This is a genomic window from Microbaculum marinisediminis (genome assembly GCF_025397915.1).
Lineage (GTDB): Bacteria > Pseudomonadota > Alphaproteobacteria > Rhizobiales > Tepidamorphaceae > Microbaculum > Microbaculum marinisediminis.
Genome location: NZ_JALIDZ010000005.1, coordinates 441704 through 454300 on the forward strand (window position 1 = coordinate 441704; position 12597 = coordinate 454300).

General features: G+C 67.3%; 15 protein-coding genes. 6 read left to right on the top strand and 9 right to left on the bottom strand.

Going from position 1 to position 12597, the window contains the following annotated elements:
- Nucleotides 1–10: 10 nt before the first annotated feature.
- A complete protein-coding gene (locus MUB46_RS13660; RefSeq protein ID WP_261616475.1) occupies nt 11–256 on the bottom strand; it encodes a zinc-finger domain-containing protein in 246 nt (81 codons plus the stop codon).
- Nucleotides 257–458: 202 nt separating this feature from the next.
- On the opposite strand from MUB46_RS13660, the gene MUB46_RS13665 reads away from it, so the two are divergent.
- The 4 genes from MUB46_RS13665 to MUB46_RS13680 all read left to right on the top strand — a co-directional run bounded on the left by MUB46_RS13665 (nt 459) and on the right by MUB46_RS13680 (nt 3521).
- On the top strand, nt 459–1217 hold the full coding sequence (locus MUB46_RS13665) for an alpha/beta fold hydrolase (RefSeq protein WP_261616476.1): 759 nt from the start codon (nt 459–461) through the stop codon (nt 1215–1217).
- A gap of 7 nt (nt 1218–1224) precedes the next feature.
- Nucleotides 1225–2100: an alpha/beta fold hydrolase gene (locus MUB46_RS13670; protein ID WP_261616477.1), complete on the top strand. Its 876-nt coding sequence runs from the start codon at nt 1225–1227 to the stop codon at nt 2098–2100.
- A 302-nt stretch (nt 2101–2402) separates the two neighbouring features.
- Entirely contained in the window at nt 2403–3239 is an 837-nt protein-coding gene (gene cysE, locus MUB46_RS13675; protein ID WP_261616478.1) for a serine O-acetyltransferase, read from the top strand.
- 72 nt (nt 3240–3311) lie between these two features.
- Nucleotides 3312–3521, top strand: coding sequence for a DUF3126 family protein (locus tag MUB46_RS13680; RefSeq protein WP_261616479.1), 210 nt, complete (start codon nt 3312–3314; stop codon nt 3519–3521).
- A gap of 259 nt (nt 3522–3780) precedes the next feature.
- Here the strand turns inward: MUB46_RS13680 and MUB46_RS13685 are convergent, their stop codons facing one another.
- Nucleotides 3781–4473: a hypothetical protein gene (locus tag MUB46_RS13685; protein ID WP_261616480.1), complete on the bottom strand. Its 693-nt coding sequence runs from the start codon at nt 4471–4473 to the stop codon at nt 3781–3783.
- Between the two features lie 212 nt (nt 4474–4685).
- On the opposite strand from MUB46_RS13685, the gene MUB46_RS13690 reads away from it, so the two are divergent.
- Complete coding sequence (locus MUB46_RS13690) at nt 4686–5003, top strand: DUF6949 family protein (protein WP_261616481.1); 318 nt, start codon at nt 4686–4688, stop codon at nt 5001–5003.
- A 69-nt stretch (nt 5004–5072) separates the two neighbouring features.
- Complete coding sequence (locus MUB46_RS13695; protein ID WP_261616482.1) at nt 5073–5600, top strand: gamma carbonic anhydrase family protein; 528 nt, start codon at nt 5073–5075, stop codon at nt 5598–5600.
- Nucleotides 5601–5744: 144 nt separating this feature from the next.
- Here the strand turns inward: MUB46_RS13695 and MUB46_RS13700 are convergent, their stop codons facing one another.
- From MUB46_RS13700 to MUB46_RS13730, 7 genes are all read right to left on the bottom strand, one after another.
- Nucleotides 5745–6383, bottom strand: coding sequence for a transglutaminase-like cysteine peptidase (locus MUB46_RS13700; RefSeq protein ID WP_261616483.1), 639 nt, complete (start codon nt 6381–6383; stop codon nt 5745–5747).
- A 291-nt stretch (nt 6384–6674) separates the two neighbouring features.
- Nucleotides 6675–7286: a PilZ domain-containing protein gene (locus MUB46_RS13705; RefSeq protein WP_261616484.1), complete on the bottom strand. Its 612-nt coding sequence runs from the start codon at nt 7284–7286 to the stop codon at nt 6675–6677.
- A 131-nt stretch (nt 7287–7417) separates the two neighbouring features.
- On the bottom strand, nt 7418–8938 hold the full coding sequence (locus MUB46_RS13710) for a fused MFS/spermidine synthase (protein WP_261616485.1): 1521 nt from the start codon (nt 8936–8938) through the stop codon (nt 7418–7420).
- Between the two features lie 111 nt (nt 8939–9049).
- Nucleotides 9050–10057, bottom strand: coding sequence for a HAMP domain-containing sensor histidine kinase (locus tag MUB46_RS13715; RefSeq protein WP_261616486.1), 1008 nt, complete (start codon nt 10055–10057; stop codon nt 9050–9052).
- Nucleotides 10054–10755 carry a response regulator transcription factor gene (locus MUB46_RS13720; protein ID WP_261616487.1) on the bottom strand — a complete coding sequence of 234 codons (702 nt, stop codon included), beginning with the start codon at nt 10753–10755 and terminating at the stop codon, nt 10054–10056. Before MUB46_RS13720 ends, MUB46_RS13715 begins: the two co-directional genes overlap by 4 nt.
- Nucleotides 10756–10789: 34 nt before the next feature.
- The gene (locus tag MUB46_RS13725; RefSeq protein ID WP_261616488.1) at nt 10790–12319 is read right to left on the bottom strand and encodes a DUF4153 domain-containing protein; all 1530 of its coding nucleotides are present in this window, start codon (nt 12317–12319) and stop codon (nt 10790–10792) included.
- On the bottom strand, nt 12306–12597 hold a 292-nt coding region (locus tag MUB46_RS13730; protein ID WP_261616489.1), incomplete at its 5' end, for a hypothetical protein. The genes MUB46_RS13725 and MUB46_RS13730, both read right to left, overlap by 14 nt.

The following is a 12597-nucleotide window of genomic DNA, read 5'->3' on the forward strand; positions in this document are numbered from 1 at the left end:
GGCGGCCGGCTCAGGCCGCGTCGGCGCGCCAGGCGCTTTCCGCCGGCACCGACTCGGCGGGCTTGAGCGCGGGGTCGTGCTTGTAGTGCGTCGAGCAATAGGGGCAGACGATCTCGTCCTCGTCGCCCATGTCGAGATAGACATGGGGATGGTCGAAGGGCGGCAGCGCGCCGATGCACTGGAACTCGCGGGCGCCGATGCGGATGCTGGACACGCCGCCGGCGTTGTGGAAGTGCGGTATCACGTGGTCGGCCATCCGGATCGTCCTCGATTTGCATTCACGGCGATTTGCAATTGCAGCGCCCTGCCTACGCGGCGCCTGCGCGGCGAAGCGGACCATAGCGACATAGGCGGCCGCTTCCTAGTGGTTGCCCCCGGTAATTTCCGGTTTCCCTTCGCGTCAACGGAAGCTAAAAAGGCCGTTCAGCAAAGCGAAGGCGTTTCAGCGAAAGCGAACCATGGACACCCACCATTTCGACTCGAACGGCGTCGATATCGCCTATATCGACGAGGGCGAGGGATCGCCGGTCCTGCTGATCCACGGCTTTGCGTCCAATATCAGGGCCAACTGGGTCGATACGGGCTGGGTCGACATCCTGAAGAAGGCCGGCCACCGGGTGATCGCCATCGACAACCGCGGCCACGGCAGGAGCGAGAAGCTCCATGACCTCGCCGACTACGGCGCGCCGATCATGGCGGAGGACGCCTACCGGCTGCTCGCGCATCTGGGCATCAAGACGGCTGCCGTCGTCGGCTACTCGATGGGCGCGCGGATCACGGCGTTCCTGGCGATCAACCACCCCGAACGCGTCAGCCGCGCCGTCTTCGGCGGACTGGGCGTCGGCATGGTGCGTGGCGTCGGCGCGCCGGAACCGATCGCCGAGGCGCTGGAAGCGGCGTCGCTCGACGACGTGAGCGATCCCAAGGGGCGGGCCTTCCGCTATTTCGCCGAGCAGACCGGCAGCGACCTGAAGGCGCTGGCCGCCTGCATCCGCTCCGCGCGGGTGCGGATCACTCCGGAACTGCTGGCCGGCCTGCCGATGCCGGTCCTGGTGGCCGTGGGAACGGACGACGACATCGCGGGCAACCCGGACGAGCTTGCGGCGATGATGCCGAAGGGCCGGGCGTTCCATATCCAGGGCCGGGACCACATGAAGGCCGTTGGGGACAGGAGCCACAAGGCCGCGGTCGTCGACTTCCTGGCGGAAGGGCACTGACGTGGGCATGCGCGAAAGCGAACCGATTTCCTTTGCCGGTGCGGAAGGCAACCGGCTGGCGGCCGATCTCTGGGGCGAGGGGAACGGACCGGTCGCGGTGCTGCTGCACGGCGGCGGCCAGACGCGCCATTCCTGGGGCGGAACGGCGGCGCAGCTCGCCCAGTCCGGCTGGCGGGCGATCACCGTCGACCAGCGTGGCCACGGCGAGAGCGCGCGCAGCGAGCCGGGGCACTACAGCTTTCGCGACTTCGCCGACGATGCCGGCGCCGTGTTCCGTCAGGTCGGCGAGCGATACGGGACGGCCCCGGTGGCGATCGGCGCCTCGCTGGGCGGCCTGAGCTCGCTGCTGGTCGCGGGCGAGGCCAGCGCCCCGCCGATGGCGGCGCTGGTGCTCGTCGACGTGACGCCGCGGATGGACCGGAACGGCGTCGCCGGAATTCTCCAGTTCATGGGCGCGCGCATGGAGGCCGGATTCGGCACCCTGGAGGAGGCTGCCGACGCGGTGGCCGAGTACCTGCCGCACCGGCCGCGGCCGCGCTCGCTGGATGGGCTGCGGAAGAACCTGCGCCTCGACCCGGACGGACGCTACCGCTGGCACTGGGACCCGCGCTTCCTGTCCGGTCCCAGGCCGGTGTCGGGCGGGGGCGAAGGTGACCAGGACGCCCTGATCGCGGCCGCGTCGCGGATCGCCGTTCCCACGCTGCTGGTGCGCGGCCGGATGAGCGAGCTGGTCGGCGAGGAGCATGCCAAGGAGTTCCTCTCGCTGGTGCCGCACGCCGCCTATGCCGACGTCAGCGGCGCCGGGCACATGGTGGCCGGCGACCGCAACGATATCTTCGCCCGGGCCGTCCTGGATTTCCTCGATCGGCTGGAAGCGGCCTGAAATCGGTTGAAATCGGGGTTGGCGGAGGCCGGATTCCCGAGTCGGAAGAATCGCTTGGCGGCATCCGGTGAGACGTCGATTCATCGTCTTAAGAGTCTGATTCAGCGAATGAATGTTCTGAATCAACAAATCCGCCGGTGCCTCTGTCCGGGTTGTCGTTTGACGGGTTTTCCAGACCCCGCGCTCGGCACGGGGCACCTATTCGTTGACGATCGCACTCTTCCTTTTTTAGTAACCCGCAACACATATGCTAGGTTAGCGATATAAACAGCAGGGGCCGTCGAAGGCCCGCGGAGGTGGCCATGGTTAGCGGATCACAGAGGCTCGAGCGCAAACTGCCGATCGCCACGTGCGATCCGGTGTGGCAGCGCATCCGCGAGGAAGCCGGAGAGATCCTGGAGCGCGAGCCGGCACTCGCCGCCTTCGTCCTGGAAACGGTGCTCAATCACGATACGCTGGAAGAGGCGGTGTCGTTCCGCGTCGCCTCCAGGCTCGACCACAACGCGCTCGGCAGCCAGTTCATCGCCCATGAGTTCCGCGAGGCGCTGAAGGACCAGCCGGGCATCGGCGAGGCCTTCCGGGCCGATCTCGCCGCCGTCTACGAACGCGATCCAGCCTGCCACCGCTACATAGAGCCGCTGCTCTACTTCAAGGGCTTCCACGCGCTGCAGGCCTATCGGCTGGGCCACTGGCTGTGGACGACCGGCCGCCAGGACTATGCCGCCTATCTGCAGAGCCGGGTATCGTCGGCGTTCAGCATCGACATCCATCCCGGTGCCCGGATCGGGCGCGGCATCTTCATCGACCATGCCCACTCGATCGTCATCGGCGAGACCGCCGTCGTGGAGGACGCCGTGTCGATGCTGCACGACGTCACGCTCGGCGGCACCGGCAAGGAGTCCGGCGACCGCCATCCGAAGGTGCGCTTCGGCGTGCTGATCGGGGCAGGGGCCAAGATCCTCGGCAATATCGAGGTGGGCGCGTGCTCGCGTGTGGCCGCGGGCTCCGTGGTTCTCAAGGATGTGCCGCCGAAATCGACGGTTGCCGGCGTGCCGGCAAAGGTCGTCGGCAAGGCGGGGTGCTCGGAACCGGCACTGTCGATGGATCAGATGATCGACGGGCGCGGCGACAACGGTTAGAACGCAGGCGTCGAGCGTCGGCGGAGTCGCCGCCGGCACACCAATCCTGACAAGACCAAAAAGGGGTACCTCTTGGAACCAAGAGAAATCACCAAGCTAGAGGCGTATCTGCAGAAGACGTTCAAGCTTCCGGCGATCCAGGTGAAAGCACGCCCGCAGAAGGATGATTCCGCCGAGGTCTACATCGGCGACGAATTCATCGGGGTGATCTTCCGCGACGACGAGGACGAAGACCTCTCGTATAATTTCCAGATGGCAATCCTGGATTTCGATCTCGCCTGACCGGGCCATTTCGGCCGGGTAACCGCCGGACAAGAGCCTTTCGTGGTCGGATCGGATCAGGTCCGTTCGCGATACGGGAGGCGATCCGGCGAGACCAGCGGCGCTGACTATCGGCGGCGCTGGATATCGGCGGCACGCGATGCCGTCGATGCCAACCGTCCGCGGCGCGTAAGCCTTTCGGACAATCACGCCGGATAATTACTTCGGACATTCACGCCGGACAGGCGCGTCTACCGGGTCCTGGCGTGCAGGACCGTCTCTATCCCCGCATGAAGGACGCGACCGTGTCACGCATGGCCGCGTCGATGGCCCGCCAGCGCGACAGAAGGTGGCGGCGGAACCGGTAGATCACCTCGATTCCGTTATCGGTCCGGAATTCCACTGTGCAGCTTGCGGGCACGCCGCCGCCCTCCGGGGCGCAGCGCGCGGCAAACGACCTGGACGGGTCGCCGGCGGTGTACAGGATTTCGCCGTCGTAGCCGTGGCCTTCTGCGAAGGACGTGGCGATCAGACCGTTCGGACCGCTGGCCGGCGGATAGGTCAGCAGCCGCGAATAGACGAGGCGCAGGCGCTCCTCCGGCGACAGCAAGCCGTTGGAGGGCCGCAGCGTGGCGTAGAGGATCGTCGAGCGGTCGTCATTGTTGCGGAACGATTCGGCGCGCAGTTCCGACAGGCCCTCCATCGTCGGCCAGTGCATCCGCAATTCCAGCTCGGACACGCTGCCGCGCGCGAACGGATGGTTGCGGATCATGTTGCGCGGCACGGTGAGCGCGACCGGACCGACCGAGAGCGCGATCGGGGTCGGGTCGATTTCCGTGTCCCATCCGCCGACCAGGGTGTCGTAGGTCGTCAGCGCGAGCCGGCCGAGAACCAGCACGGCCACGAAACTCAACGCATAGAGAAGCGCGGTAAGCGGTACCCGCGGGTCCCGGCGCATGACGAGGTGATGCATCGACCAATCCTGACGCGACGTGCCTGCGACGTCCGACATGAGACCAAGAAAGCCATTAACATGGTTAATGTTCCGTTGCCGGGACGACCTGTCCCGGCCTGGATCAGCCTGGGCCGCAGATCGCGACGATCGGGGCGGCACGGCTCTTGCCGTTTTCAACCCCGTCCGCGAGCCGCAGTCCGGTTCGCCACATGCTTGCGGGGATGATGAAAATGCTCGAAAGCGTCATGATCTACGTCTATCTGGTGCTGGTCGGCCTGGTGGCCGGCGGTGTCACGGTCAGCGGCTACCGGCTGGTGACGAATGCCCAGCCGAGCTTCCAGGCTCGTCCGACGACGGCGACCGGCGCCGCCGGCCAGGTTCTGGTGCTGGTGTTCGGTGGGCCGCTGGTGCTGATGCGCAACGCCGTTCGCGGGCGCCTGATCGAGCACAGGCCGGTCGGATTCCTGGTCGCCACCACCGTGATCTCCAGCCTGTGGTGCTTCTTTTCCGGCGTGTTTGTCGCCCATCTTCTCGGGCAGTTCGCCTGACGCCTTGCCGCCGCCCCGCCCGACCGCCTAAACAGGGCGGATCAACGGGACGCCAAGGGGAGGCACGACATGACGGTCTATTCGCTCGACGGGGTAAGCCCCGATCTGCCGCAGGACGGGCGCTACTGGATCGCGCCGGATGCCAGCGTGATGGGCAAGGTGCGGCTGAAGGTAGATGCCAGCGTCTGGTTCGGCGCCGTGCTGCGCGGCGACAACGAGTGGATCGAGATCGGCGAACGCTCGAACGTCCAGGACGGCTGCGTCTTCCACACCGACATGGGCTTTCCCCTGACCATCGCCGACGACTGCACCATCGGCCACAAGGCCATCCTGCACGGCTGCACGATCGGTCCGTGCTCGCTGGTCGGCATGGGGGCGACGGTGCTGAACGGGGTGACGGTGGGCGAGAACTGCCTGATCGGCGCCAACGCGCTGGTGCCGGAGGGCCGCGAGATCCCGAACGGGTCGCTGGTGCTCGGCAGCCCGGCGAAGGTCGTGCGCATGCTCACGGAGGCGGAAATCGCCGGCCTGAAGGTTTCCGCCCAGCACTATGCCGACAATGCGCGCCGCTACGCCGCCGGCCTCAAGGAACTCTAGGACGCCAAGACCCCCAAAAAAGGTGGAGCCGGCCCTGGGGGGAAGGGCCGGCTCCGAAAGACCCGGTCTCGACGGACGGAGGGGTGGGGACACGACCGGGTCAAAACTCCTGGTTCAAAGCACTCCTGTCGGCTCGTGCCGGGCTCAGCGGCGCGTGGTGCCGCCGACGGCGATATCCGGGCGGTCGACCTGCCGGCGCAGCGACACCCAGCGGTTGGGATCGACCTTGGACTGCCGCTTCAGGTACTCGTAGGGCGTGTCGCGCCAGAAGCGGATGTCCGCTTCCTGATTGTCCAGCACGAGGTCGCCGGCGGCGGTGGTCACGGTCAGCACCGCGTGGCCGCCCTGGGCGTCGCGAACGACCGTGATCAGCAGCGCGGAGGCCGGCCAGCCGCGGTCCAGCAGCAGACGCCGCTTCAGCAGCACGTAGTCCTCGCAGTCGCCGCGATCATACGGATAGGTCCACATCTCAGGGACGCCGTACAGGGCCTGATCGGTGACCGGGGCGATGGCCTTGTTGACGAGGTCGTTGACCTCGGTGAGCTCCTGCAGGCGGGCCGGCGACAGGGTCGGGCGGTGCACGCCGGCGGCCTGCATGTCGCAGTCGTCCGGGTTCTGGCGGCAGAACTGGACGTAGCCGATCGGCGGGCGCGTGGCGGCGAATTCCGACATGCGCGTCTCCGCGGTGTCCTGTCCGGCGTTCGCTCCGGGATTCGGGGAAGCGTGGGCGGTGGCGCCGAGCAAACCGAGAAACAGCACCGATGCCGCGAAATGAAACTTCATCTGACAGCCCCCTGTCTTGTTCGTTGACAGGGACTATGGCAGAGACGATTTTAGATACGAGAAATCGGCGCGGATTTATTTGAGACAAGCTTGAGCGTTATTTTAAACCAAAACTTAAGATAGATTTCATCTTGAGTTAACCATGCCCGGGCGGGCGATCCGCTGCGTTCCGCGTCCGCGGTCATGCGCGACGGCGCAGAGGCAGACCCAGACGCAGGCGGCCAGGTCCCGAGGGACGTCTCCCGGGGCGGATCAGGTCACGAGACGGGAAAAGGCGGGCGCGGGTGGCGCCTACTGGATCTGCCCGAACTGCCGGGTCAGCGTTTCCATCGACTGGACGGTCGAGAATTCGATGGCGAAGCCGCCCTCGATCTGGCGCACGACGACGCCCTCTGTACTGCCCATGCGCACCGGGGTGCCCAGGGCCGGGCAGATCTCGCAGGCGACCGCGGCGCCCGACAGCGACATGTCGAGCACCTTGCAGCGATACTTGCGGCCGTCCCTGAGCGCGATCTCGGAATAGGGATTGCGCGGCACCAGGCGGGTGTGGCGGCGATCCTCGGGCAGGCCGAGGTCGCGGTTGGCGAGCCAGGTGAGCTGGTTGGCCAGCTTGTCGCGCTTGTGCGCGGTGGCGTTGATCGAGATGGCGAAGCCGCCGTCGAACACGCGGGCGATCTGCCCCTCGACGCGGCCGATATGGTCGAGATAGGCGATGACGCGGTCATGGACCTCGCCGACCTCGGGCGCGACGAGACGGGCGCCGCCCGGCGACATGTCGACGACCTGGCAGGGATATTCGCGCTTGTTGGGCAGCATGTAGCGGCCGAGTATGTTCACCCGGACGCGTTGAAACCGCCGCTTTTCCTCGCTGAGTGGCCGTATCGCCGCAGCTTTCGCGCCCATCACCGGGTCCGGACTCCCGCAATTGCCGGCCATACGCTACAGCCGGCGGACCATGCCAAACCGCACGCTAGGGTATTCTGGTTAACAGGGCGTAATTGCCGGCAAAGGTTTTCGACGGGACGGGGCCGGGCTCACTCGACGCCGATGAGCCGGTCCACCGGCGCGTAATCATCGCTCAGCGGCACCGGGGTGAGGGCGGCGACGAGGTCCGCGACGGCCTCGGCGGGAAGGCGCACGAAGGCCTGTGCGGGATCGCTGCGCAGCGGCAGGCGGTCGACCGGGCTCGGCCCCTCGAGCGCGGCGATGACGAAGGTGGTGCGTTCGCCGGAGGGCTGCAGCGCCCAGATCTCGATCCGGCCGAAGCTCTGCTTCAGGGCCTCGGCGATCGACAGGACGAGCCGCGGCCGCCGGCTGCTGTCGACGACGTTCATCAGGAAGATGCCGTCGTCGGCCAGCCGCGAGCGGACGAGCGCGAAGAACTCGCCGGTCACCAGATGCGGCGGCACGGCGATATCGTGGAAGGCATCGCCGACGATGACGTCGTAGCGCTCGGCCCGGTCGTGCGACAGCACCTGCCGCGCGTCCTGGTGGACGATTTTCAGCCGCTCGTCCGGGCGCAGCCACATCTCGCCGATGGCCACGGCGGTGACGGCGGGATCGATCTCGGCGACGGTGATCTCGGCGTCGGGCCGCGCGTCGAGCCAGGCCCGCGGCAGCGTGAAGCCGCCGCCGCCGATGAAGAAGGCACGGAACGGCGTGCGCCTGCCGCTGTGGATCCGCGCCAGCATGTCCTGGGCGTCGACATAGGGCATCAGCAAGCTCTGCGGCGCGTCGCGGCTGCTGATGCTGTGTCCGAGGTGATCGAGGATCATCAGGCGGGCCTCGGTGCCGACCTCGTCGCTGACGTCGACCGTGCGGATGCAGTAGTAATCGCTTTCCACGTCGCAGTTGCCGGTGAAGGCGGACACGCGCATGCCGCCGGCGGCGATCAGGGCGGCCAGGACGGCGACCACGACGAGGGGAACCGTCAAGGCGCCGGCCGGCTGGGTTCGCGGCCGGACCACGAGCAGCGAGGCGCCCATCGCCAGATAGAGCGCGGCCACCAGCAGCAGCGTGCGGGTGCTGCCGAGCCAGGAGATGAACAGGTAGCCCGTCGCCAGGGTGCCGGCGATGGCGCCGATCGCGCCGCCGGCGTAGAACAGGCCGAGAAGGCGGCCGATGCGCGGCGGATTCTCGTCGATGGCGAGCTTCACCAGGGCCGGCGAGGGGATGCCGACGAAGACGCTCGGCAGGAAGAACAGTGCCATCGTCAGCGCGAGGATCGTCGGGACCGGCGTCATGCCGGCGGAGACGATCGGGCCGGACACGAGCCGGATGAGGACGAGGCTGGCCGCGGTCGACAGCCCGGCGAGCAGCAGCGCCCAGCCGACGCGGCGCCTGACCGCCTCCTGCGGCGCCTCCGCGATGTGGCCGCCGATCCAGTGCCCGATGGAAAACCCGGCGAGAACGACCGCGATGACCGCCGTCCAGGTATACAGCGACATCCCGAGATAGGGCGCGATCAGACGGCCGGCGGTGATCTCCACCGCCAGCCCGCAGGCGGACGACACCGTCACGACAACCAGGTAGTGGAACGCCGTTCTCGTCACCATTCGCCGTCTCGACCCGCCTGCCCAGCCCCAAACCCGTCCGGGTAGACTAGTCGGGCGCCGGGCCGATGTCCTGCGCTGATTGCGTAGCGGAAGCCGGATGCGGGCTGGCCATCACCCCGCCGGCACGCGTATCTCGAACGCCGCGCCGCCTTCGCTCTCCAGCAGGCGGATGCTGCCTGCGTGGGCGCGCAGCATGGACTGCACGACGTTCAGGCCCATGCCGGTGCCGCCGCTGTCGCGCCGGGTCGTGAAGAAGGCGTCGAACAGCTTGTCGCGGTTGTGCGGGGAAATGCCCGCACCATCGTCGGCGACGACAATCCGCACCGTTCCGTCCTCGTTGGCGGCGGTGATGGTGACGACGGCCGCGCCGTGCTGCGCGGCGTTGTCGACCAGATGGGAGAATACGATCAGCGCGCTCTCCCGGCCCATACGGATCTTCAGGTCCGGATCGAGGTGGTGCTCGATGCGCAAGTTGGGGGTCGCGTCGGGGATGGCGCGAATGACGGCCTCGAGCGCGGCGACGCCTCCCGTGCCCGGGGTTTCCGCCATCGCAAATTCCCGGAGGCGGCGGACCAGGGCCGTCAGCCGGTCGGCATCGGCCTCGATGTTGTCTAGGAACCTGGCGCGCTCGGCCTCGCTCATGGTCGCGCCGGAGTCCTTCAGAAGCTCGACGGCGCCGCGGATCGATGTCAGCGGCGACTTGAACTCGTGCGAGACGTGCGCGGCAAGCGTCGAGACGTAGTCGGATCGCGACGACAGGCTCGCGGCCATCGTCAGAACGCCTTCGGCGAGGTCGGCGATCTCGACGGTGCCCGCCTGGGCCATCGGCGCGATCGCATCGCGATCGCCGTTTCCGATGGCGCTCATGCGCCGGCGCAACTCGGCGATGGGCCGCGTGATCGTGCGCAGGAAGACGAGCCCGACGAGAAGCGTGACAGCCGCGACGGCGAGGACGCCGAGGATCTCGGGAGCGGCGCCATAGCGGCCCTGAAATTGGTTTTCATCGAACTCGAGAAGAACTGCCGCCGTGAAGGGCAGGGCGGCGACGACCGCCAGCACGGCGAAGACGATCATGCCCAGGTTCGGGCGCCATTTGTCGGAGACAAACCGGCGGGTCATGCATCCACCGTGCAGGCCGCCAGGCGAAAGCCGACGCCGTGGACTGTCTCGATGACCGCCCGGCAGCCGGCGTCCGCGAATTTCGCGCGGATATTGCGGACATGGCTGTCGACCGTGCGGCTGGAGATGTGGAAGTTGTCACCGTAAGCGGAGCCGACGATCTGATCGCGGGTGAAGACCATGCCCGGCCGCGAGAAGAAGGCCCGAAGGATTGCGAACTCGAGCCCGGTCAGGTGGATGGCGATGCCGTCCAGGCGGGCCTCGTGGCGGGCCGGATCGAGAACGATGTCGCCATGTTTCAGCGGTCTGTCGTCCTGCGCGGCGGCGGCTTCGGGCTTGCCTGTCCGCTTCAGGATGACGCCGACGCGGGCAACGAGCTCGCGCGGGCTGAAGGGCTTGGTGACGTAGTCGTCGCCACCGATCTCCAGGCCGATGACCCGGTCGACCTCGTCGTCACGGGCCGACAGGAACAGGATCGGCACCTCGGATGACTTCCGGATCCGGCGGCAGACCTCCAGCCCGTCGATCTCGGGCATTCCGATGTCCAGAACGATCAGACTGGGCCGGTCGGCGGAGAACCGGGACAGGGCCTCCACTCCGTCCTTCGCGACGGATGTCGTATAGCCCGCCTTGTCCAGCGCGAAGCAGATCACGTCACGGATATGCGCATCGTCGTCGACAACCAGGATGCGATGCACGGCGTTCGCCTCTCGTCAGGCCCCCGGGGACCTCTCATCTGTCTCCCAACCCGGCTTTACCATCCGGTTCGCCAGACAGGTAGTCCGCCAGGCGCTGATCGCGCAGAGACCAGCGTCGCCAGCCGTTTCTCGAATTGGCGAAGCCGTCGCGCAGCCTTCCGGCATAGGTTTCGGCCAATTCGCGCTTCCTGAACGGCTTTCCGTCCAGTCGCGCGACGAACGCCTCGAGGACGGGAATGGTCTGCGGGCCGAGTATGTAGAGATAGTGGGCGTCCAGCGAGGGACCTTCGTGCGCGATCTCGAAGCTGTGGTCCACGTTATAGCGTGCGATCACATAGGGCCAGTTGACGAAACAGGTCGCGTAAAGGGTGACGATCAGGGTGAGCGCATTGGCCCCGATGAGCCAGGCATTGGATCTGGCGAACAGGATGCGGACGACGATCAGGACCAGTCCCGCCGCGACCAGCCCCATCCAGATGAAGGCCGCGACCCGCAGCACCGTCAGCGAATAGGCTTCGATATAGAGGTCGAGCCGCAGGACGGACGAGACGACCAGCAGGACGTTCTGGCCGATCCAGACGAGCACGAGCACGCGGATGGCAGGGGCACGGTCGGCGTCGCCGCCGGGCCGCATCGCCACAAGCACGAAGGCGGCGGAGAGAAGGGCGACGACGACCAGCGGATAGGCGCCGCGATGGGCGTATTCCGCGTGGGTGATCCCGTCCGGGAGCGCCAGTCCGCCCCAGAGATAGGCGAGATCCAGGGCTGTCTGGACCGCGAACAGCAGGTTGAAGGCCAGCAGGGACCGCAAAACGATCGATACGCCGAGCAGAGTGCCGGGAACCGGCGTGCGCGCGGGATCGGGCGCGGCGGCGGGGTTGGCGATCCGTTTGCGCACCGGTTCGCGCCGCGCGCGGATGAACGCCCAGGCGAAGGAGGCGGCGAGAAACCAGAAAACGAACCTGACGGCGTCCAGGCGAGACAGGAGGGCGGATATGTCCAGGGCGGCAAGCCACCGGTCGAACACCGGATTGGCCTTGGCGAACAGAGCCATGAAAACGGCGAACAGGATCACGGGAAGGATCGATGCCGCCGTTTGCCCCACGGACAGACGGCCGACGAGCCTTCGCCGCCAGATCGCACGCGCATGGATCGCGTCGGGGATCAGCCGAAAGGGACCGAGCACGATCAGCCCGGCGAGTTGCGTCGCGCGCTCGGCCGGCGCGCCGTGGAACCGGCCCGATGCCGCCAGGGCGAAGACGGCGGTGCCGCCGGCGGCGAACAGGAACGGCAGAAGGCCGGGATTCTCGAGGCCCGGCAATAGCGCGAGGGCGAGGGGGACGGACCCGACGAGACCGGTGCGAAGGGTCAATGTCGCGGCGTTGGTCCATGCCACCGCCAAGGCGAGGGCGACGAAGAACAAGGCGATTGAAATGCCCGGCTGCGGTTCGCCGTAGAGAAGCCAATCCGCGGCGGCGACCATCGCGAGCGCCGCGATCACGGCGCGCGGGATCGGTTCGTTGGTGCCTTGCGGCACGGCCATGGCCGTATCAGGGGCGGTCATCGGCGATGTCCCCCGTCTGGGCTGGTGGTTGCTTCCGCTTCGGGAACGGGATGACGGTCGCGGCGGGTCGCGACGGCTCGGGCGCCGGTGGCGTGGCGACAAGCCACCAGCCGTCCCGCTTAAGCGAGGCGGGCGGGGATAGCCGTTGCCGGGAGGCTGTGAGGTGCTTGCGTTCCATGCGGCCGTTATGGCGGGCGCGGATGCAGGAATTGCAGCGCCGCCGGTCAGGAACGGCGGATTTTTTCAGCAGATATCGTGCAGACGAGGGGCGCCGGCAC

Excerpts from the sequence above, each read along its gene's own strand:
- MUB46_RS13660 (WP_261616475.1), bottom strand. The coding sequence starts at position 256 with ATGGCCGACCACGTGATACCGCACTTCCACAACGCCGGCGGCGTGTCC.
- MUB46_RS13665 (WP_261616476.1), top strand. The coding sequence starts at position 459 with ATGGACACCCACCATTTCGACTCGAACGGCGTCGATATCGCCTATATC.
- MUB46_RS13670 (WP_261616477.1), top strand. The coding sequence starts at position 1,225 with ATGCGCGAAAGCGAACCGATTTCCTTTGCCGGTGCGGAAGGCAACCGG.
- cysE (WP_261616478.1), top strand. The coding sequence starts at position 2,403 with ATGGTTAGCGGATCACAGAGGCTCGAGCGCAAACTGCCGATCGCCACG.
- MUB46_RS13685 (WP_261616480.1), bottom strand. The coding sequence starts at position 4,473 with ATGCATCACCTCGTCATGCGCCGGGACCCGCGGGTACCGCTTACCGCG.
- MUB46_RS13690 (WP_261616481.1), top strand. The coding sequence starts at position 4,686 with ATGCTCGAAAGCGTCATGATCTACGTCTATCTGGTGCTGGTCGGCCTG.
- MUB46_RS13695 (WP_261616482.1), top strand. The coding sequence starts at position 5,073 with ATGACGGTCTATTCGCTCGACGGGGTAAGCCCCGATCTGCCGCAGGAC.
- MUB46_RS13700 (WP_261616483.1), bottom strand. The coding sequence starts at position 6,383 with ATGAAGTTTCATTTCGCGGCATCGGTGCTGTTTCTCGGTTTGCTCGGC.
- MUB46_RS13705 (WP_261616484.1), bottom strand. The coding sequence starts at position 7,286 with ATGGGCGCGAAAGCTGCGGCGATACGGCCACTCAGCGAGGAAAAGCGG.
- MUB46_RS13710 (WP_261616485.1), bottom strand. The coding sequence starts at position 8,938 with ATGGTGACGAGAACGGCGTTCCACTACCTGGTTGTCGTGACGGTGTCG.
- MUB46_RS13715 (WP_261616486.1), bottom strand. The coding sequence starts at position 10,057 with ATGACCCGCCGGTTTGTCTCCGACAAATGGCGCCCGAACCTGGGCATG.
- MUB46_RS13725 (WP_261616488.1), bottom strand. The coding sequence starts at position 12,319 with ATGACCGCCCCTGATACGGCCATGGCCGTGCCGCAAGGCACCAACGAA.